This is a genomic window from Kribbella sp. NPDC051587 (assembly GCF_044453945.1).
Taxonomy (GTDB): domain Bacteria; phylum Actinomycetota; class Actinomycetes; order Propionibacteriales; family Kribbellaceae; genus Kribbella.
Genome location: NZ_JBITDE010000002.1, coordinates 380,841 through 402,222, shown reverse-complemented (window position 1 = coordinate 402,222; position 21,382 = coordinate 380,841). Strand labels below are relative to the sequence as shown.

Annotated in this window: 16 protein-coding genes; 13 read left to right on the top strand and 3 right to left on the bottom strand. The window is 67.9% G+C overall.

Features of this window, described 5'->3' with window-relative positions:
- The first annotated feature begins 6 nt into the window (after positions 1 to 6).
- Entirely contained in the window at positions 7 to 519 is a 513-nt protein-coding gene (locus ACIA49_RS08165) for a phosphotransferase (protein ID WP_396376407.1), read from the top strand.
- Between the two features lie 35 nt (positions 520 to 554).
- A complete protein-coding gene (locus ACIA49_RS08160) occupies positions 555 to 2,645 on the top strand; it encodes a molybdopterin-dependent oxidoreductase (protein WP_396376406.1) in 2,091 nt (696 codons plus the stop codon).
- 355 nt (positions 2,646 to 3,000) lie between these two features.
- Here the strand turns inward: ACIA49_RS08160 and ACIA49_RS08155 are convergent, their stop codons facing one another.
- Positions 3,001 to 4,071 carry a LacI family DNA-binding transcriptional regulator gene (locus ACIA49_RS08155; protein ID WP_396376405.1) on the bottom strand — a complete coding sequence of 357 codons (1,071 nt, stop codon included), beginning with the start codon at positions 4,069 to 4,071 and terminating at the stop codon, positions 3,001 to 3,003.
- A 282-nt stretch (positions 4,072 to 4,353) separates the two neighbouring features.
- Between ACIA49_RS08155 and ACIA49_RS08150 the strand changes: the two genes are divergently transcribed.
- From ACIA49_RS08150 to ACIA49_RS08120, 7 genes are all read left to right on the top strand, one after another.
- Entirely contained in the window at positions 4,354 to 5,103 is a 750-nt protein-coding gene (locus ACIA49_RS08150) for a sugar phosphate isomerase/epimerase family protein (protein ID WP_396376404.1), read from the top strand.
- Positions 5,100 to 6,197, top strand: a complete 1,098-nt coding sequence (locus ACIA49_RS08145) for a Gfo/Idh/MocA family protein (protein WP_396376403.1) — start codon at positions 5,100 to 5,102, stop codon at positions 6,195 to 6,197. The genes ACIA49_RS08150 and ACIA49_RS08145 overlap by 4 nt, the downstream gene beginning before the upstream one ends.
- Before the next feature lie 10 nt (positions 6,198 to 6,207).
- On the top strand, positions 6,208 to 6,816 hold the full coding sequence (locus ACIA49_RS08140) for an SGNH/GDSL hydrolase family protein (protein ID WP_396376402.1): 609 nt from the start codon (positions 6,208 to 6,210) through the stop codon (positions 6,814 to 6,816).
- A 77-nt stretch (positions 6,817 to 6,893) separates the two neighbouring features.
- Positions 6,894 to 9,302, top strand: a complete 2,409-nt coding sequence (locus ACIA49_RS08135; protein ID WP_396376401.1) for a glycoside hydrolase family 2 protein — start codon at positions 6,894 to 6,896, stop codon at positions 9,300 to 9,302.
- Between the two features lie 214 nt (positions 9,303 to 9,516).
- Positions 9,517 to 10,191, top strand: a complete 675-nt coding sequence (locus tag ACIA49_RS08130) for a polysaccharide deacetylase family protein (protein WP_396376400.1) — start codon at positions 9,517 to 9,519, stop codon at positions 10,189 to 10,191.
- A gap of 39 nt (positions 10,192 to 10,230) precedes the next feature.
- Positions 10,231 to 10,641 carry a hypothetical protein gene (locus ACIA49_RS08125; RefSeq protein WP_396376398.1) on the top strand — a complete coding sequence of 137 codons (411 nt, stop codon included), beginning with the start codon at positions 10,231 to 10,233 and terminating at the stop codon, positions 10,639 to 10,641.
- The gene (locus ACIA49_RS08120) at positions 10,641 to 11,861 is read left to right on the top strand and encodes a glutathionylspermidine synthase family protein (RefSeq protein ID WP_396376397.1); all 1,221 of its coding nucleotides are present in this window, start codon (positions 10,641 to 10,643) and stop codon (positions 11,859 to 11,861) included. Before ACIA49_RS08125 ends, ACIA49_RS08120 begins: the two co-directional genes overlap by 1 nt.
- Here ACIA49_RS08120 and ACIA49_RS08115 read toward each other — a convergent pair whose 3' ends face one another.
- Together ACIA49_RS08115 and ACIA49_RS08110 are read right to left on the bottom strand one after the other, a co-directional pair.
- On the bottom strand, positions 11,862 to 13,322 hold the full coding sequence (locus ACIA49_RS08115) for an NAD-dependent succinate-semialdehyde dehydrogenase (protein WP_396376396.1): 1,461 nt from the start codon (positions 13,320 to 13,322) through the stop codon (positions 11,862 to 11,864). It lies immediately after the preceding gene.
- 20 nt (positions 13,323 to 13,342) lie between these two features.
- Positions 13,343 to 14,416: an MsnO8 family LLM class oxidoreductase gene (locus tag ACIA49_RS08110; protein ID WP_396376395.1), complete on the bottom strand. Its 1,074-nt coding sequence runs from the start codon at positions 14,414 to 14,416 to the stop codon at positions 13,343 to 13,345.
- A 391-nt stretch (positions 14,417 to 14,807) separates the two neighbouring features.
- Here ACIA49_RS08110 and ACIA49_RS08105 point away from each other — a divergent pair, with 391 nt between their 5' ends.
- From ACIA49_RS08105 to ACIA49_RS08090, 4 genes are all read left to right on the top strand, one after another.
- Positions 14,808 to 17,690 (top strand): type 2 lanthipeptide synthetase LanM family protein, encoded by a 2,883-nt coding sequence (locus ACIA49_RS08105; protein ID WP_396376394.1) that lies wholly within the window; start codon positions 14,808 to 14,810, stop codon positions 17,688 to 17,690.
- Between the two features lie 29 nt (positions 17,691 to 17,719).
- Positions 17,720 to 17,932, top strand: a complete 213-nt coding sequence (locus tag ACIA49_RS08100) for a hypothetical protein (protein ID WP_396376393.1) — start codon at positions 17,720 to 17,722, stop codon at positions 17,930 to 17,932.
- A gap of 138 nt (positions 17,933 to 18,070) precedes the next feature.
- Positions 18,071 to 18,292: a hypothetical protein gene (locus tag ACIA49_RS08095; protein ID WP_396376392.1), complete on the top strand. Its 222-nt coding sequence runs from the start codon at positions 18,071 to 18,073 to the stop codon at positions 18,290 to 18,292.
- A 109-nt stretch (positions 18,293 to 18,401) separates the two neighbouring features.
- Entirely contained in the window at positions 18,402 to 21,326 is a 2,925-nt protein-coding gene (locus ACIA49_RS08090) for a helix-turn-helix transcriptional regulator (protein WP_396376391.1), read from the top strand.
- Positions 21,327 to 21,382: the final 56 nt, after the last annotated feature.

Below are 21,382 nucleotides of genomic sequence, written 5' to 3'. Positions count from 1 at the left end.
ACCAGCATGGAGTCCGCGGGCGTCATCGTCGTCAGCGGAATCATGGCGTCCGGGAAGTCCGCGGTCGCCCAACTGCTGGCCGAACGCTTCCAGTACGGCGTCAACATCCCCGGCAACACGTTCCGCCGGATGATCGTCAGCGGGCACCCCTCGATGACCGACGACCCGACCGAGGCCCGGCGGCAGATGCGGCTCGGTTTCCGGCTCGCCTGCCAGGCCGCCGACTCGTTCGCCGAGGCCGGATTCACCGTCGTACTGCAGGACGTCGTGATCGGCGAACTGCTCCGCGAGTTCCTCGACGGCATCCGCACCCGCCCGTGCTACCTCGTCGTATTGACGCCGCGGCCGGACGTGATCTCCGGCCGGCTCGGCGGCTCGCATCATCTGGTCGACGAGCTCGACTACGAGTTGCACGCCTTCAGCCCGCGCCGCGGCCTGTGGCTGGACAACTCCGACCTGTCCGCCGGCGAGACCGTCGACGCGATCCTCGGCCGGTTGGACGAGGCACGCTTCGAGTGATGGCGAGGTCGGCTACCCCGGGGTAGCTTGGCGGGATGGCGACCACGGTACGGCGGACTTCCTGCAACCTGTGTGAAGCGATCTGCGGGGTGCTGGTGACGGTCGAGGACGGCCACGTCACCGACATCCGGGGCGACGAGTCCGACCCGCTGTCCCGCGGTCACATCTGCCCGAAGGCGGTCGCGCTGCGTGACCTGCAGGAGGATCCGGACCGCCTGACCACCCCGGTACGACGTACTGCCGACGGCTGGCAGGAGATCGGGTGGGACGCGGCGTACGAACTGATCGTCACCAACCTGACCGCGGTACAGAAGAAGCATGGGCGGAACTCGGTCGGCGTCTACCTCGGCAACCCGAACGTGCACAGCCTCGGTGCGCTGACGCACATGCCGACGATGGTCCGGCAGCTGCGGACGCGGAACAAGTTCAGTGCCACGTCGATCGACCAGCTGCCACACATGTTGTCGTCGTACCTGTTGTACGGACATCAGCTGATGATCGCGGTCCCCGATATCGACAGGACGTCGTACCTGTTGATGCTGGGCGCCAACCCGCTCGCGTCGAACGGCAGCATGATGACCGCGCCGGGATTCGGCCGGCGGATCAAGGAAGTGCGCAAGCGCGGCGGCAAGGTGGTCGTGATCGACCCGCGCCGGACCGAGACCGCGGCGGTCGCCGATGAGCATCACTTCGTCCGGCCGGGCACGGATGCGGCGTTCCTGCTCGCCTTGATCCATCAGGTGATCGCCGACGGGCACGCGCGGCCGGCGTCGTACGTCGACGGGCTGGCAGCCGTGGAGGCCGCGGTCGAGGAGTGGACGCCGGAGCGCGCGGCCGCGCTGACCGGGATCGACGCGGAGGTGATCCGGCGGATCGCGACCGAGTACGCGACGACCGGGCGGGCCGCGGTGTACGGACGCGTCGGGGTGTCGACGCAGCAGTTCGGTGCGCTGTGTCAGTGGGCGATCCAGGTGCTGAACATCATCACGGGCAACCTGGACCGGCCGGGCGGCACGATGATTCCGCGACCGGCGGTGAACGCGCTGATCGGACTGGGCCGTGGGCATATCGGCGTGTGGTCGAGCCGGATCCGCGGGCTGCCGGAGTTCGGCGGTGAGCTGCCGGTATCGGTGATGGCCGAGGAGATCCTGACGCCGGGCGACGGGCAGATCCGGGCGATGGTGACGATCGCCGGGAACCCGGTGCTGTCGACACCGGACGGCCGCAAGCTCGACGAGGCGTTCGAGTCGCTGGAGTTCATGGTCGCGATCGATCCGTACATCAACGAGACCACCCGGCACGCCGACGTGATCCTGCCGCCGGCTCCGCCGCTCGAGCGCGAACACTACGACGTGATCTTCCACCAGTTCGCGGTCCGGAACACGGCTCGCTGGAACGACGCCGTACTGGCGAAGCCGCCGTCGGCCCGGCACGACTGGGAGATCTTTCGCGATCTCGGCATCGCCCTGGTACGACGTACGCCGCTCAGCCGGAAGCGGATCGCGGTCGAGGCCCGCCTGCGGTTGGCGCCGCGCCGGATCGTCGACGCCGGCCTGCGGATCGGTCCGTACCGGCTGTCGCTGCGCAAGCTGCGCAAGGCGCCGGGCGGGATCGACTTCGGACCACTGCAACCGGCCCTGCCGAAGGCGCTGCTCACCAAGAACAAGCGGATCGACCTCGACCAGCCGATGATCCTCGCCGACCTTCCCCGCCTGGACTCGTTGCAGGCAACGGCCGAGGGCGAACTGCTGCTGATCGGCCGACGGCATCTCCGCAGCAACAACTCCTGGATGCACAACTCGGCCCGCCTGGTGAAGGGCAAACCGCGTCACCACCTACTGATGAACCCCACCGACCTGGCCGACCGCTCCCTGACCGAAGGCCAGCTCGTCACCATCACCTCCGCCGCCGGCTCCCTCGCCGTAGAAGTTGCCTCCAGCAACGACATGATGCCCGGCGTGGTCTCCCTCCCGCACGGCTTCGGCCACACCCGCCCCGGCGTCCACCTGGCCGTGGCGTCCCAACTCCCCGGCATCTCCCTCAACGACCTCACCGACAGCGCCCTGACCGACCCCATCTCCGGCACCGCCGCCGTCAACGGCGTCCCAGTAACCGTCACCGCCTGACCCATTTCCCTGGCTAGGCACCCAAATCAGGGGTTCAGCACCCTCATACGAGTGCTTAACCCCGCATTTCAGTGGCTAACCAGCCAAATCCCGGCCCCGCGACCACAACCCGAGCCACACGCCGGCGGCGTACCGGCATTTGACTCCCTAGGCACGCAAATCGGGGGTTCGGCACTCTCATACGAGTGCTTAACCCCGCATTTCAGTGGCTAGCCAGGCAAATGCCGTCGCCGCGGCTGGGGCGTGGGACGTGTGGGGGCGGCGACGCGGTGGGGTTGCGCGTCCAGGTGGGGGCTGCCTGGACGCGCTTACAGGGGGTGGACCTCTGTTGGGGGGATGTCGGTTGGGGTGGGCGTTAAGGGGTGTGGTGGGGGCGGGGGGCGTAGCGGGGTGGGCGGTTGCAGGTGGGGGCGGTGGGTTGGGGTGGGGCGGAACTGCCTCGGATGTTCAGGAGGGGGGTGGAGTAGAGGTGGGCTTGGGGTGGGGCGCCTTCGAGGAGGTCCAGGAGGCGGTGGGTGACTTCGGCGCCGAAGCCGACGATGTTGTGGCTCATCGCCGTCAGGCGCGGGTGGGTGATGCGGCAGAGGGTGGAGTCGTCCCAGGCGACGAGTGTGATGTCGCGGGGTACGGAGGCGCCGAGGCCTTGTACGACGGAGAGTCCGGCGACCGCCATCAGGTCGTTGTCGTAGATGATCGCGGTCGGGCGCGGGTCTGTGGCGAGCAGGTCGCGGGTCGCGGTGGCACCTTCGTCGGCGGAGTAGTCGGTGTGGATGACGTTGACCTGCAGGCCGAACCGGCTGCTGGCGGCCGCGAACGCGCGGTCGCGGATCCAGACATCGCCGTACTCGGGCGGACCGGCGACCCGGGCCACCCGGCGGTGGCCGAGGGACGTGACGTGGGCGAGCGCGGTGTTCATCGCGGCGGTGGCGTCGGTGAAGACGCACGGCAGGCCGTCGGCGAGCTCGGGGTCGCCGACCAGAACGGCCGGCAGACCGAGCTTGCGCAGCAACGGGATCCGCGGGTCGGCGACCCGCAGGTCGACCACGATCACGCCGTCGACGCGGCGCTCGGCGGCCCATTTCCGGTACGTCGCCAGTTCCTCGTCCAGGGTGGTCACCACCTGAAGGGCCAACGCGTACGAGCGCTCGGCGAGCACGGACTCCACACCTCCCACGAAGCCCATGTAGAACGGCTCCTCGGTCAGTGTCTGCGCGGTCCGCGCAAGCACCAGGCCGAAGGTCTCACTGCGCGCCGCGGACAACTGACGGGCGGCACGGTTCGGGACCCACTCCATTTCCTCGGCAACGCGAAGAACCCGCGCACGGGTGGCCGCGGAGACTCCGGGCTGATTGTTCAGCGCGTACGACACCGCGCCTTTGGAGACGCCGGCGCGGCGTGCGATCTCCTTGATGGTGACTCGGGGCACAACAAACTCCTCACGGGCGGCCGGACCGCTGACGGTCGGTCCGGAATCCTCTAGTGTGCGCGCGTTTCCACGGCCTGTCACCAAGTAGGAGCGGAGAGTGATTGTTTTGTTCACATATCGGAACTCGCCGGTTCCGGTCGCGACCGCCCGAGGTCTGGGCGGACCCTAGTCTGAGCGCGCTCCCGTGGGATACGGTTGCCAGCGTTACTTAACCGGTTCGGCTATCACGCCGGTACGGCGGCTCCAGGGCAGCGGGCGCCGTACCGGTCACGAGGAGAAACCATGGTCGCAGTGGACAACCTGTCCCTCCAGCTGTACACCGTCCGCTACAAGCTCGAAGAGGACTTCGACGCCACCTTGGCCCGCATCGCGGAGATCGGCTACACCAAGGTCGAGCCGTTCGGCGTCCCGGGCAATGCGGACAAACTGGCCGAAGCGCTGCCCAAGCACGGACTCACGGCGCCCACCACGCACGCCGGCCTGCTCAAGGGCGAGGCGACGGCGATCTACGAGGCCGCCAAGCAGCTCGGCATCAGCACCGTCATCGACCCGTTCGTCGACCCGGCCCGCTGGCACTCGGCCGACGACATCAAGGCGACCGCCGAGGCGCTGAACCAGGCGTCGGTCGAGGCCGCCGAGCACGGCCTCACGGTCGGATACCACAACCACCAGTTCGAGTTCGAGAACAAGATCGACGGCGCCCACCCGCTGGAGATCTTCGTCGACCACCTGAACGACGACGTCATCCTCGAGGTCGACACCTACTGGGGTGTCGTCGGCGGCGGTGACATCCCCACCCTGCTGAAGAAGTGGGGCAACCGCGTCCAGGCGATCCACGTCAAGGACGGCGACGGAACCCTGAACAACAAGGCCCAGACCGCTGTCGGTGACGGCACCATCGCGATCGCCGACATCCTGGCCGCGGCTCCGCAGGCGCTGCGCGTCGTCGAGCTTGACGACTTCACCGGCGAGATCTTCGACGCCGTCGAGGGCAGCTTCAAGTTCCTCACCGGAGAGGACGCACCTGCATGAGTGCCGTTGGCGTAGGTGTTATTGGCGCCGGGGTCATCTCCGACGCGTACATCAAGAGCATGCAGAGCTTCCCCGACCTCAAGGTCGTCGCGATCGGCGACCTGCGGCCGGAAGCGGCGAAGGAGAAGGCGAGCCAGTTCGGCATCGAGAGCCACGGCGCTCCCGAGGTCGTGCTGAACCACCCGGACGTCGAGATCGTGGTCAACCTGACCATCCCGGTCGCGCACGTCGAGGTGGCACTGGCCGCCGTTGCCGCCGGGAAGCACGTCTGGAGCGAGAAGCCGTTCTCGCTGGACCAGGAGAGCGGCCGCAAGCTGCTGGCAGCCGCTGAGGAAGCCGGCCTGCGACTGGGCTGTGCGCCGGACACGATCCTCGGCCCGGGCCTGCAGGAGTCGCGCCGGATCATCGAGCGGGGCGAGATCGGTACGCCGCTGACCGCGCTCACCCTGATGCAGTCCCCCGGCCCGGAGTCCTGGCACCCGAACCCGGCGTTCCTGTTCCAGGAAGGCGCCGGCCCGCTGTGGGACATCGGCCCGTACTACCTGACCACGCTGGTCCAGCTGTTCGGGCCGGTCGCGGCGGTGGCCGGGATCGGGTCGAAGTCGAAGGAGAAGCGCACGATCGGCTCGGGCCCGCTGGCCGGGACCGACTTCGACGTGACGGTTCCGACCCACGTCAGCGCGATCGCACGGTTCGAGTCGGGGCAGTCGTCGCAGAGCATCTTCAGCTTCGACTCGCCGCTGTCCCGGGCCGGGTTCGTCGAGATCACCGGCTCAGAGGCGACGCTCGCCGTACCCGACCCGAACGCGTTCGCCGGCGAGATCAAGATCCGCCGCCGGGGCGCCGAGGACTGGGAGACGCTGGAGACCACCGAGGCCACGGCCGAGCGCGGTACCGGCGTGCTGGAGATGGCGCGGGCGATCCGGGCCGACCGGCCGCACCGGGCGAACGGGGCGCTCGCGTTCCACATCGTCGACGTGATGTCGTCCATCACCCAGTCGATCGACACCGGCGCGTTCGTCGACGTGACGAGCACGGTCGAGGTCGCGCCGGTACTGCCGGAGGACTGGGACGTTCACGCGGCGACCCTGTGAAGATGGTCGCGTGAACAAACTTCAACTGGATCCCCGGTGGACCGTCGTGTTCGCCGGGGACTCCGTCACCGACGGCGGTCACCGCACCGATCCCACCGGCCTGGGCGACACCTACGTCCGGGACATCGCCCAGGATCTCGGCGACGACCGGCCGCGGATCGTCAACGCCGGGACGAGTGGCAACCGCGCGGTCGACCTGGTCGCGCGGTGGACCACCGACGTCCTGGCGTTCGAGCCGTCGCTGGTGTCGATCCTGATCGGCATCAACGACACCTGGCGGCGGTACGACAAGAACGACCCGACCACGGTCGAAGCGTTCGAGGCGTCGTACCGGCAGTTGCTCGAACCACTGCAGTGCCCGCTCGTGCTCGTCGAGCCGTTCCTGCTGCAGGTGAAGCCCGAGCACGCCGCGTGGCGGGAGGACCTCGACCCCAAGATCGAGGTGGTCCGGAAGCTTGCTCGCGAGTACGACGCGATCCTGGTGCCGGCCGATGTCGAGCTCAACAAACTGGCGCTCGAGGTCGGTCCTGCCACGTTGGCAGATGACGGCGTCCACCCGTCAGCGGTCGGCCACCAGGCCCTCGCCGATCTGTGGCGTTCGTACGTTCTCACCCCCTGAACCACCGCTCCCAGGCCTCACCCTGGGGGCGGTAGTTTGTTCTGACTAAACCGGTTCACGCTCTCTGGAGATGCGCTGTGACTGCTCGCAAGAACCTGACCACCGAGGGTGGCGCCGCCTGGACCGTCGAGTCTGCTGACCGGGCGCCCGTGACGGCGACCGTGCCGGGTGAGGTGCACACCGACCTGCTGGCGGCCGGCGAGATTCCGGATCCGTTCGACGGGGACAACGAGAGCAAGCTGGCCTGGATCGGGTCGACCGACTGGACCTATCGGACGACGTTCGACTGGGCCGCGGACGGGCACGCCGTCCAGGAGCTTGTCGCGGACGGGCTCGACACGGTGGCGACCGTGACACTGAACGGGACCGAGCTCGGACGGACGCAGAACCAGCACCGCGGCTACCGCTTCGACGTCACCGGCCTTCTGGTTGCTGAGGGCAACGAGCTGATGGTCGCGTTCGCGGCACCGGTCGAGGCGGCGCAAAGGTTCGCCGAGACGCTCGGGCTGTGGCCGCACACGAACAAGCACCCGTACAACGCGATTCGCAAGATGGCCAGCAACTACGGCTGGGACTGGGGACCCGACCTCGCCACCGCCGGTATCTGGAAGCCGATCGCGATCGAGTCCTGGTCGGGTGTGCGGATCGACTCGGTCCGCCCACTGGCCGGCCAGGACGGCACCCTCACCACCCACGTCGCGCTCGCCTGGAGCGAAGGTGCGGGCGACACCACCGTGACCGTCGAGGTCGACGGCACCACGACCACCGCGACGGTTGCCCCCGGCACCGAAACCGTCACGCTGACCAGCACCGTCGCCGACGCTGCCGTCTGGTGGCCGCGCGGCCACGGCGAACAGCCCCTGTACGACGTCAGCGTGGCAGCCGGCGATGACGCCTGGACCGGCCGCGTGGGCTTCCGCGACATCACCATGAATGTTGCCCCCGACAAGGACGGCGGCCCGTTCGTCCTGTCGGTGAACGGCAAACCGATCTACATCCGGGGCGCGAACTGGATCCCGGACGACGCCTTCGTGACCCGGCTGAACCGTTCGACGTACGAGACCAGCATCCAGGACGCACTCGACGCAGGCATGAACCTGCTGCGCGTCTGGGGCGGCGGGATCTACGAGACCGACGACTTCTACGACATCTGTGACGAGCAAGGCGTCCTGGTCTGGCAGGACTTCCTGTTCGCGTGTGCCGCGTACTCCGAGGACGAGCCGCTGTGGAGCGAGGTCGAGGCGGAGGCACAGCAGGCCGTCACGCGCCTGAGCAAGCACGCCAGCCTCGCGGTCTGGAACGGCAACAACGAAAACATCTGGGGGTACGTCGAGTGGGGCTGGCGCGCGCCGCTGGCCGGGCGCAAGTGGGGTGAGGGTTACTACTTCGAACTGCTGCCGAAGATCGTCGCCGAGCTCGACCCGCGCACGCCGTACTCGGAAGGCAGTCCGTACTCGTACGACCACTTCATCCACCCGAACGACGAGCGCAACGGGACCATGCACATCTGGGATGTGTGGAACCAGGTGGACTACTCGACGTACCGCAAGTACAAGCCGCGGTTCGTGTCGGAGTTCGGGTTCCAGGGACCGCCGGCCTGGTCGACGCTGACCTCGGTGGTGCACGACGAACCGCTCGACCCGTACGGCGAGCAGATGCTGGTGCACCAGAAGGCGTACGAGGGCAACCTCAAACTGGAGCGTGGCCTTGGCGATCACCTGCCGCTGTGGAAGTCGATGGACGACTGGCACTGGACGACCCAGCTCAACCAGGCGCGCGCGATCAGCTACGGCATCGAGCACTTCCGCAGCCTGTTCCCGTTGAACACCGGCGCGATCATCTGGCAGCTCAACGACAACTGGCCGGTGGTGTCATGGGCAGCGGTCGACGGCCATGGCATCCGCAAGCCGTTGTGGTTCGCCTTGAAGCGCGTGTACGCCGAGCGCCTGCTGACCGTTCAGCCACGCGAGGACGGTCTGGTCGTTGCCGCGCACAACGATTCCGACGTGCCGTGGTCGACCCAGCTGACGTTGACCCGGCGGTCGACCGGGCCGGGTGGTGAGGTGTTCGCGCGCGAGAGCATCGCTCTCGAAGTAGAGCCCCGCTCCGCGACCCTCAGCACGGTCCCGGTTTCGCTGCTCAGCGAGGATTCGACCTTCGAGTACCTCGAGGTGCGCGCCGACGACGGATCGACGGCGTACTGGTATTTCGTCGAGGACACCGCGCTGCAGCTGGCACCCGACGCCTACACGGCAGCCGTGAAGCCGACCGACAGCGGGTACGACGTCACGGTCACGGCAACCGCGTTGGCCAAGGACCTGGCGCTGTTCCCGGACCGCCTGGACGCTGCGGCCCGGGTGGACTCCTGCCTGATCACGCTGTCCGCCGGGGAATCCCACACCTTCCACGTCACCGGAGCGGACGCTCCGGCTGGGGTCGGCGTACCGGTGCTGCGCTCGGCGAACGATCTGCTGACCGGAGAGTGAGCCATACTGGGCGATTGTGACTGGGGCACGGGGAACAGCGCTGCTTCTTGCAGCCGTAGTGATGCTGGCTGGTTGTGGCGATCAGGAGTCGTCGAGAGGTGTCGTGCCACCGCGCACAGCCCCGACGGCGACTCCTAGCTCAACCGGGCCTTCGCCGACCGCGACCCCCACCCCACGGCCGTCCACTCCCTTCACGCCACCGACCAGCAATCTGATGCGGGTGGTCGACCACGGGCCGCGGGACAAGAAGCTGATCGCTCTGACGTTCGACGCCGACCTCACAGCGGTCATGCGGAAGCGGCTGCAGAGCGGGAAGGTGAAGTCGTACTACAACGCCGCTCTGATCAAAGAGCTCCGGCAGCTGCAGGTACCGGCCACCATGTTCCTCACCGGTATGTGGATGGAGCAGTATCCAGAGGTGACGAAGGAGCTAGCCGCAGACCCGCTGTTCGAACTCGGCACGCACACCTACGACCACCGCGCCTTCACCAAGCACTGCTACACGCTAGGAACAGTCCCTCGCGCTGAGATGCTGGCTGACGTTCAGAAGGCAGTCACACAGCTCGACGCGCTGGACTCTCACGCCACCCGCTGGTTCCGCTTCCCTGGTGGGTGCTACGACGGTACGGCGTTGCACGAGCTCGCACCGGCCGGTGTGACCGCGGTCGGGCTCGACGTACCGGGTGCTGATGGTTTCGCGAAGTCACCGAAGCCCATCATCAGGCAGGTGCTCTCCCACGTGCAGAACGGCTCCATCGTCGTACTGCACATGCATGGCGGCGACAACGCGCCGTACACGGCTCAAGCGCTCGTACCGATCGTGAAGAAGCTGCGGGCGCGCGGCTTCCAGCTGGTCACTGTGACTCAGCTCATGAACGGGAACCGCTGAGATGCCTACCCCGTCAGCTTTGGTGTGAACAACAGGCGGATGCGGAGTGCCGGCATCACGCTCGGCCTGACCGCTCTGGTCGCCGCCACTCTGACCGGGTGCTCCAGCGATGACACCGCCGACTATGCGGCCATCTGTGTCGATCCGCAGACGGAGACCCGGGTCGACGACAGCAACTGCAAGGACGAGCGTGAGTACCACGGCTCGGGCGCGGGGTTCTTCTGGTTCTACATGGCGACTCGCAGCGCGGCGTACGTACCGGCCATCGGTGGCAGGTACTACGCAGGCAACGGCACCTACACCGTGCCCCGGCAGCGCGACGAGCGCACCGGCGGGGGTACTGGCTCGCCGACGGTCCAGCGTGGTGGACTCTCCAAGAGTGGTGGCGACATCGGCACCATTTCGCGCGGTGGCTTCGGCTACTCGAGCCATGGGAGGTCCGGCGGCTGATGTGGCGGCACGCGAGCAAGCCACGCCCCGGCTGGCGGGACAAGGTCGTCGAGCAGGGACTGGTGTTCCCGATGACCGACATGCCCGACGGCACCGAACGCCCGTACTGGAACGAGAGCGCCTGGTACGAGGTGACGATGGACGAGGTCCTGCACCTCGAGAGCGTCACCGAAGAGCTCTACGCGATGTGCCGGCACGCAGCCGAGGTCATGGCGACCGGAGACCGGTTCTCGGACGCCCAGCTCGGCCTGGCGCCCGGCACGTTGCCCATGGTTCAGGAGTCGCTGAAGCGCGAAGACCTGTCGATGTACGCGCGCTTCGACCTGGCCTGGAACGGTACTGACCCCAAGATGCTCGAGATCAACGGGGACACCCCGACCGGCCTGGTCGAGTCCGCAGTGATCCAGTGGAACTGGCTGGAGGACGTCTTCCCGGACGCGGACCAGTGGAACTCGGTCCACGACCGCCTGGTGCAGTGGTGGGCCCGGCAGCTCGCAGCGGGCCGCTTCCCCGGCAACGAGGCGCACTTCTTCAACTCGGCCGCGGAGACCTCCGGTGAGGAGGAGATGACGGTCGCGTACCTGCGGGACACCGCCGCGCAGGCCGGACTGGCGACGTACGGGCATCAGATCGAGGACGTGGGCTGGGACTCCGCACAGCGCGCCTTTGTGGACTGGGGCAACCGGCAGATCCGTACGGCGTTCAAGCTGTACCCGTGGGAGGACATGCTGGACGAGGAGTTCGGCCGCTTCATCCTGGCGGGTACCGAGCGGCAGCCGGTGCAGTGGATCGAGCCGATCTGGAAGACCATGCTGTCCACCAAGGCGATCCTGCCGGTGCTCTGGGAGCTCTACCCCGACCACCCGAACCTGCTACCGGCGTACTTCGGTCACCCCGGTGATCTGACCGAGTGGGTCGCCAAACCGCTGCACGGCCGCGAGGGCAGCAACATCGTCATCCACACCGCCGACCAGGACCACACGCAGGCGGGTCCCTACGACATGGAGACGATGGTCTACCAGCAGTGGTACCCACTCCCGTCGTACGACGGGAACCAGGCGGTACTGGGCAGCTGGATCGTCGACGGCTCGGCCGCCGGCATGATGGTGCGCGAGTCCGACGGGCCGATCACCGACTACTACGCCCGCTTCGTCCCGCACGCCATCGGCACCAGTCCGCGCCCTGATGCCGAGACCATGCAGCGCTGGCTCGCTGAATAACTAGTCCAGGTTGATGGCGATGTACTTGGTCTCCAGGTACTCGTCGATCCCGACCGTGCCGCCTTCACGACCGAGGCCGGACTGCTTGACGCCGCCGAACGGCGCGGCCGGGTTGGAGACGATGCCTTGGTTGAGGCCGATCATGCCGGTCTCGAGGCGTTCGGAGACGCGCAGCGCCCGGTTCAGGTCGTTGGTGAACAGGTAGGAGACGAGCCCGTACTCCGTGTCGTTCGCCATCGCCACGGCTTCGTCCTCGGTGTCGAAGGCGGTCAGTGGCGCGACCGGTCCGAAGATCTCCTCCTTCTGCAACCGGGCGTCGCGCGGCACGTCGGCCAGCACGGTCGGCGGGTAGAAGTAACCCTTGCCCTCGGCAACTGTTCCGCCGGTGAGGACCTGAGCGCCGTGGGCGATCGCGTCGTCGACCAGGTCCTTGACCTTGTCCCGCTGGGTCGCGTCGATCAGCGGCCCGAGGTCGACACCGTCCTCGGTACCGCGGCCCACCGTGAGAGCGCCCATCCGGTCACTGAGGCGCTGCGAGAACTCCGCCATCACTGGCGTCTCCACGTAGATCCGGTTGGCCGCCGTACAGGCTTCGCCGCCGTTGCGCATCTTCGCGAGCATCGCGCCCTCGACCGCCTTGTCCAGGTCGGCGTCGGCGAACACGAGCAGGGGTGCATTGCCGCCGAGCTCCATGCTCGTCTTCAGCACCTGCTCGGCGGCCTGCTCGATCAGGTTGCGGCCGACCTGGGTGGAGCCGGTGAAGGACAGCTTGCGGGCGCGGCCGTCGCGGATCAGCGGTTCCATCACGCCACCGGAGTCGCTGGTGGTCAGCACGTTGAGGACGCCGGCAGGCAAGCCGGCTTCAGTCATCAGCTCGGCCAGCTTCAGCATCGAGAGCGGCGTCTGCGCGGCGGGCTTGATCACCATCGTGCAGCCGGCGGCGACCGCCGGGCCGATCTTGCGCGCCCCCATCGCGGCCGGGAAGTTCCACGGTGTGATCAGCAGGCACGGACCGACGGGCTGCCGCATCACCAGGAAGCGGCCCTTGCCGTTCGGGGCGACCTGGTAGCTGCCCTCGATTCGCACCGCCTCTTCCGCGAACCAGCGGAAGAACTCGGCCGCGTACGCGATCTCGCCCTTGGACTCGGCGACCGGCTTGCCCATCTCGAGCGTCATCAGCAGTGCGAGCTCGTCGACGCGCTCGGTCATCAGCTCATAGGTACGGCGAAGGATCTCGCCCCGCTCACGTGGTGGCGTGGCCGCCCAGTCCGCCTGCGCGGCTACCGCTGCGTCCAGCGCGGCCAGACCGTCGGCGGGACTCGCATCGGCGACCTCACACAACGTCGTACCGGTGGAAGGGTCCTCGACGGCCAGTGTCCGGCCGCCCTCACCGGCTCTCCACTTCCCCCCGATGAACAGCTCAGTCGGACAACCCTCGACAACAGCCTGCTCCTGGTCCATGTACCCACCATAGGTCGCTGTCAGGCAGTGGCAATGAGCGGCGGAGCGTGCCGGGGGACTGTCCGGATCGATCGCGTCAGACCGGCGGCAATCGTGCGCAGGATCGAAGAGCGGACCAGACCGTCAAAGGCGAGCGGAACGAGCATCAGCTCATCGGCTGTCGTAGCGGCGACCAGGTCACCGAGTGCCGAGACCACAGAGGTGCGTGAGCCGACAATGTGGCTCGGGTCGTCCAGGAGCCGTTCAGCGCGACCGCGCTCGCGTCCGGTCAATGGCGGCTCCAGCAACGCCATCAGGTCGGCTGTGGTCGCACGAGGCGACGCCACACTGAGCCGCGTCTTCACGCGCACGTACTCGGCGAAGCGGACGATGGCTTCCTGCTCGGTGTCCGCAGCAACCACTCCGATCGTCACGATCAGGTAGGGCTTCACCGTCGGCCCACTGGCCTCAAAGTGATCCCGGTACGCCGCTACTGCCGCACTGGTCATCGCAGTCGCACTGTGATGCTGCACCACAACAGGCAACCCCCGTACGGCGGCCACCGCGGCCGCACCGGGGTGATCGGCGCACACGAGTACCGGCGGAGGCAGTCCGGCCAGCGACAGCCGTACGTCGCCAACTGGTGCACGGCCGGGCATGCCGTCGCGGAGGAATCCGCACAGCTCGTCGAGTCGCTGCGGGAAGGTGTCCCGGGCACCACCGCCGAGGGCGGCCGCCGTACTGGGTGCGTGACTGAACTGCTGGCCCACACCGAGGTCGATGCGGCTCGGGTACGCCGCCGCGAGCGCAGCGAACTGTTCGGCGATCACCAGCGGCTGGTGGTTGGTCAGAAGTACGCCGGCCGAGCCCAGCCGGATCCGGTCGGTCCGTGCTGCGAGGACTGCGGCAAGAACGGCAGGTGCCGCGCTGCCGACGCCCCGGACGCCGTGCTGCTCCCCCAACCAGAACCGGCGGTAGCCGAGGTCGTCGGCAGCCTGTGCGACCTCCGCGGTCTCCCGGAGAGCGGCCGCAGCCGACTGACCGGGCAGCTGCGGAACGGTGTCCAGCACCGAGTGCGCAGACACCGGCAGACCAGGAGTCAGAGGAGATAACACCCGACCACCGTCGCAGCGCGTCCGCCTTTCCACATGGGGGTCCGGCCCCCATGTTTTCGCCCGTGGGTGCCCCGAAAGATGGGGGCGCCGATCCCTTGCCGTCTGCCTGAGCCGTCAGGCATTGTTCCCGGCGTTCCTTCCAGAATTCGCGGCAGAGGAGGCCAAGGACGAGTGCAGACAACGAACTGGGAGCCGTAGTAACGCTCCCGACCTGATCCGGCCCGCCTTCCACCAAAGGCCGGCCGGGCGCTGCTGCCGCGGGGTGATCAACCCCCAGTCGTCGCCCCGCGGCAGTTGCCCATCGTTGTCATCCCCAGTCAGCCCGCCCAACCGGAAATATGGGGGTCTCGTACCCATGTCGAGCACCAACTGCCGGTGGCAGCCTGAGCGAGTGCTCAACTCAGCGACCACCGGAACGCTCCGGACCGACCAGTGCGACGCCGCCTGGTGGGCCGCCGCACTGCGTCCGGACGAACGGTCCGCAGCAGCGCCGCCCTGGGCCCAGTACGTCGAGCGCAGCCGCACCGCCACCCCGGGCACACCGTCCGCCGAGGTGAACGACGACTGGCGGCAGGCGCTCATGCAGTGCCTGCAACCCCTGCTGACCGTCGCCCGTGACGACCTGACCGCCGCCGGCCACACCGGCGTCCTGACCGAGCAGTTCATCCACCGCCTCGGTCTGCACCTGGTCAAGCTGTCCACCCGCACCCTGGTGCTCGAACTGGCCCGAGCCCGCGACCGCGGTGAGCTCGCCGGCGACACACCCGCGCTGCGCTTCCTGAACTTCACCCACCAGCTCGTCGGAGGGAGCGAGCTGGCGGAACTCCTGGCCGCCTACCCGGTGCTGGCCCGGGTCCTGGGCGAGTCGTGCCGGCACAGCATCGAGGCCCACCTCGAGCTGCTGGCACGACTCGCCGAGGACCGAGAGTCGCTCGTCACCGACCTGCTGGACGGCCGCGATCCCGGCGCCCTGATCTCCATCGAGCCCGGCGGCGACTCGCACTGCCGCGGTCGCAGCACCGCCACCCTCACCTTCGCCGACGGCCGCCGCCTCATCTACAAACCGCGTTCCCTGGACCTGCACGGCCATTTCAACGAGATCATCGACTGGCTCAACACCAAAACCGGCCTAGACCTCCGCACCGTCCGCCTGGCCCGCCGCCCGGGCTACGGCTGGCTCGAGTTCGTCACCGCCGAACCCTGCACCGACGCCGCCGCCGTCCGCCGCTTCTACCACCGCCAAGGCGCCCTACTCGCCTTGCTCTACGTCCTCGACGGCACCGACATGCACTACGAAAATCTCATCGCCGCCGGCGAACACCCAGTCCTCGTAGACATCGAAACCCTCTTCCATCCGTCGCTGACTCCGCCTGGCCCGACCAGCGATGATCCGGCGAACCAAACCATTCGGAGCTCGGTTTCCCGCACCGCCCTGCTGCCACTGCTCATCGTCGGTGCGACGGGCTCGGTAGCCGACATCTCCGGACTCGGTGGAGATGCCGAAGCAACAGCGTCGGTCCGCGTCGAGTGGGCCGACGCAGGCCTGGACTCGATGCACCTGGTTCGACGCCCCGCGACCGTTCCCACCGGGAACAACAGGCCGATCCTCGACGGCCTGGCCATCGAGCCGCGCGACCACGAGACCGCCGTACTGATGGGATTCCGGGACGCCTACCAGGCGATCGCCCGGAATCGCCGCGAGCTCCTGGGCCCGGACGGATTGCTGGCCCGCTGCGCACGCGATCAGGTGCGCTTCGTACCACGCAACAGCAGCCTGTACGCCGGTCTGCTCGAGGAGGCGACGCATCCGAGCGCCTTGCGCGAGGCAGACGGACGCGGTCAGCTGCTCGACCTGTTGTGGGATGCCGGCTCTTGGCTCCACAGTCTCGTCCCGCACGAACTGGACGACTTGTGGGCAGGGGATGTCCCCCTGTTCACAGTCACCCCGGGCAGCCGCGACGTCTGGGCATCAGATGGCACGCGTATCCCTGGTGTCCTGGCGGCTGAAGGGCTGGCCAAGGTCGAGCAGAAGATCGCGTCGTTGAGCGATGTCGATCAGCACCGGCAGCGGTGGCTGATCTCCGCCACACTGGCGACTCGTCCGGAGCCGATCATCCACTGCACCACGACAACCCGGCCCTGGCTGGGCACTACGGACGCGCACCCGGACGGCGTACTGGCCGCCGCCACCGACATCGCCGACGAGATCGTTGCCCAGGTCATCGGTGAGACCGGCGGTGCGGCGAACTGGATCGGCCTGGAACTACTGGACGACAACCACTGGGCAGTGCGACCCATGGGCGCGGGCTTGACCAACGGCTACACCGGTACGGCGCTTTTCCTCGCGCAGGTCGGTGCCCTGACCGGAGAGCGTAAGTACTGCGAGCTGGCCCGCGATGTCATCCGCCCGATCCCGCAACTGCTACAGGCACTCGGATCCGACCTGGAGTCGGCGCAGCTGATCGGTCCGGGGCTGCACGGCCTCGGTGGGATCAGTTACGGACTGGACCGCTTGTCCGCGCTGCTCGGCGATGCCGAGCTGTCGACCTGGCTGCGCGCATCGCTCGACCTCGCGGCCCAGCTCACACCGGACCCGGCCGAGTTCCCCACCTATGCCGAAGGCGCAGCCGGCGGACTCGCCGCCATGCAGGCGATCCGCGACGTACCGGCCGCTGTCCGGCTCGCTCAGGGGTACGCCGATCAGCTGGTCCAGGTGGTCGGCAGCAGTCAGGCCGCACCCCACCAGGGCTTCACGCGCGGCTATCAAGGGATCGCCTGGGCGCTCGGCCGCTACGCCACGCCCGGCGACAAGTACGCGGCCGCAGCTGCCATCGCAGCTGATCTAGACCGAAATGGCCAGAAGCCCAGTCCTGGCTGGTGTTCCGGCGACGCCGGAACCACCCTGGCTCAGCTGGCGGCCGGAAAAACTGTGGACCTCGACGTGTATTTGAGGGCCGCCTCCGAACGTCCGATACTCGCAGACCTCAGTTTGTGTCATGGCGAGCTCGGCGCGGTCGAGCCACTGGCGTGGCTGACCGAAAGCGACCACCCAGCCGTTGAGGGGGTACGGCACAACCGTATCCGGCTGGTGCTCGCTGCTTTACAGCAGTACGGACCACAGTGCGGTACACCTCGTGCGGTTCCATCTCCAGGTCTGCTGACCGGTCTGGCGGGAATCGGCTACGGGTTGCTCCGACTGGCGTTCCCAGAACGCGTGCCCTCCGTGCTGTTGCTGGAATCAACCACCGGATGGAAGCGAGCCACGAGCCGCTGACATCCATTCCGCAACAGGGGAGAAGAACCATGACCGCCCAGAACCATTTCCAGAACGACGAGTGTCGCGACCACGCTGACCAGGCCGCGACCGAGACCGACCCGCTGGGTCCGATCAACCTGCCCGCCCGCATCCGGATCGGCGGCAGGGCGCTGGCCCTGTCCGGCTTCGTCGGACTGTCCACGCTGGCGATGGCCGTGGCATCGCCCATCTGCCAGACCACCACGATCGGCGACCACTGAGCGATCGCTCGCTGCAGGACAGCGGCAGGGCCCGCAACCTCGGGCGGTTCCGTCTCCAGGTCTGCTGACCGGTCTGGCCGGAACCGCCCCCTGTCCGCGCTGTTGCTGGAATCATCCGATCCGCACCAGGGGAGAACCATGACCGCCCAGAACCACGACGCCACCAACGACGAGTGTCGCGACCACGCTGACCAGGCCGCGACCGAGACCGACCCGCTGGGTCCGATCGCCCGGCCCACCCGCACCCGCATCGGGGCCAGGGCGCTGGCGCTGACCGGCTTGGTCGGACTGGCCGCAGCCGCCGTCGCCACCGGCGATCCGAGCACCATCATCAACACAACCACGATCAGCTACTACTGATCGCACCATCCAGCGAGCGTTTGAATCAGCGGGGTCGGCCGGACATTCCGTCCGGCCGACGTCGCCGATGCCGCTGCGGTATCAAGAATCGGTGATTACAGTGGCCACCATGCAGACCCGTTCGCCCAGGGTGGTCGGCAGGAACCCGGAGATCGACCAGCTCCTTCAGATGCTGGCCACGGCACGCGCCGGGAACGGGGGCGCCGTGTTCCTCGTCGGTGAGCCCGGAATCGGCAAGAGCCGCCTCGCGGCGCTCGCTACGGCTCGTGCCCTGGACGACGGAATGGCCGCGCTGCGCGGCCGGGTCGGCGCGCTGGGGACCAGCGTTGCCTTCCGCCCTTTCGCTGAGGCGCTCCTGGCCTTGATCCGGCGTGGCGAGATGCCCGACCCGAACAGCCTCGGCCCGTACCGGCAGGTGCTCGGGCGGCTGATTCCCGAATGGGACGACGGGACCGCCCATGAAGCCACAGCCTCACCGGTTGTTCTCGGTGAGGCTGTACTGCGCCTGCTCTCCTTGGTCGGCCGGGGCCGCGGCTGCCTACTGGTTCTCGAGGACCTGCACGACGCGGACCCGGAGACGATGGCCGTCGTGGAGTATCTGCTCGACAACCTCGAGGACCAGCCGATTGCCCTGGTCGCGACGATGCGACCGGATCACTGCCCGGCCACCGAGCTGGCGCGCATCGCCGCTCAACGGGGTTCGGCGAACCTCCTCGAACTCCAACCACTCCAGCCGGCCGAGGTCGTCGAGCTCGCGGCAGCCTGCCTCGAGGTGCCGGTCGACAGCCTGCCGCAAGAGCTGGTCGATCGCCTGTGGCAGGACAGCGCCGGCATCCCGTTCATCGTCGAGGAACTGCTGCAGGAGGCCAGCCGGTCCGGTCAGCTTCTGGCGAGGCCGGACGGCAGCCTTCAAGTGGTCGACGGACTGCGAACCAACGTGCCGGCCGCGGTGGTCCGCAGTATCACCAGCCGCACCGACCAACTGGGGAGCGAGTCGCGCGACATTCTCGTCCTGGCCGCCGTGATCGGGCACCGGTTTCCGCTCAGCGTCGTCCGGAAAGCCACCGGCACGGACGAACGGTTGCTGCTGGCAACCCTGCGGGCGGGCGTTGCGGCACAGCTGGTCGGGCCGGACGAACCGGTCCCGGACTGGTATGCGTTCTGCCATCCGCTGACCGCGGATGCGCTGCTGGCCGGCTTGACGCCGACCGAGCGCGCCGAGCTGGCGCGGCGGTGTGCGGACGCGATCGAGGAACTGCATCCAGGCCTGCCCGGCGAGTGGTCGCCGATGGTGGCCGAGCTGGCCGAGACCGGCGGCGACCGGAGCCGAGCGGGCCAGTTGTTCGCGCAGACCGGCCGACGATCCTTCGAGGAGGGATCCATCAGCTCTGCGGTGAAGCTCCTCGAGCGCGCGAATACGCTGCTGGCCACGGATACCGACCTCGCGCTGCGAGCTGAGGTGCTCGGGCTGCTGCTGGTGGCCTTGAGAACGGCTGGGCAGTTCGACGACCTGGCGCTGCACGCGGCCGCCGTCGATGACATGGCGGACCGCAATCTCGACCACTGCAAAGTAGCCAAGCTGCACGTGCATCTCGCCTTCGCCGAGCACGCGGCCGGTCGCCAAGCGGCCGCGGAGACGCATCTGGCCGTGGCCCGGTCACTGCTCGGCAACGGCGCCGACCCGGCCGACACTGCATCGGTCGACATTCTGGCGGCGAATCTCGAGCTGGACCGGACGAACCCCGGCCGCCTCCGCACTGCGACCAAACTGGCGACCAGGGCCGCTGCCGCCGCCGAGCAGGCCGATCTGCCAGAGGTGGCCTGTCAGGCCTATCAGATGCTCGGGATGCTGGCTCGCGAGCGGGATCTCGACGAGTCGATCGCCTACTTCCAGCGCGCTCGCCAAGTCGCCGAAGAGCACGGGATGGCCCTGCAGCGGGTTCTGGCGCACGTGCACGAGGGCGGCAGCATCTGTCTGGCCACCGGCAGTGTCGTCGAGGTGGAGCGGGCTCGCCAGCAGGCCTTGCGGATCGGCGCGATCGCGCTCGTCTACGAGGTCGACTGCGTTCTCGCTCTGCAGGCGGTCCTGCGCGGGGAGTACAGTCTCGCGGCCACGACCCTTGACGAGGGTTTCCAGGTGACTCGCCGCCTCCGACTCAACGGCATCGCGACGTTCTTCCTGGCCTACAAGGGGATCCTCGCAGGCCATCGGGGCCTCCGGAACGCGATGGAGCAGGCCTTCGACGAAGCAACCAGCCTGGCTCGCGAGAACACGCCGTACGAGTTGCCGGTCACCTACGGGCTCGGCCGGGCCTTCTGCGCGCTGCTCGAGGAGAACCGGGAGCTCGCGGAGTCCGACATGGCGCAGGCACTCGCCTACGACGCACAGAACCCGACCGCGTTCCACACCTCCGGTAAGAGCGGACTTGCCCTGCTCCTCGGCGTGCTGGCCGGCCGGAACGGTTGGCCGCACTTCGAAGTGATCAGCGCGACGGCTGCGGGCGGGATGCGCTGGAACAAGCAGTTCGTGCAGATGGCTCATGCCATTCTGCTGGGGCGTGACGGGCAGCGTGATGCTGCGACCGCCAAGATGACCGAGGCGATGGAGTCCTCGTCGCTGTACCCGATGGCTCGGCATCTCGGCTTGCGGCTCGTGGCTGAGCCTGCTCATGCGGATGGGTGGGGGGATCCGATCGGGTGGTTGCGGCAGGCTGAGGAGTATTTCCACGGGGCCAATATTCAGCCGGTGTCGAGTGCTTGCCGGAGCCTGCTGCGGCAACTCGGGGCGACGGTGTCACAGCGCCGTACCGGGAGTGACCAGGTGCCGGCGGATCTGCGGCGGCTGGGGATCACGACGCGTGAGTACGAGGTGTGCCGGTTGCTGGTGGATCGGATCGGGAACAAGTCGATCGCGTCGCGGTTGCACATCTCGCCGCGGACGGTGGAGAAGCATGTTGCGAGCCTGATGACCAAGACCCAACAGCCCGATCGAGAGGCGTTGAGCAGTTTCGCGCGCACCGTGCTGCAAGACTGACCCCCAGTAGGTAATTTATGAACGCTCGCTTTGTATATAGAGTGGGCGAGTGGCAG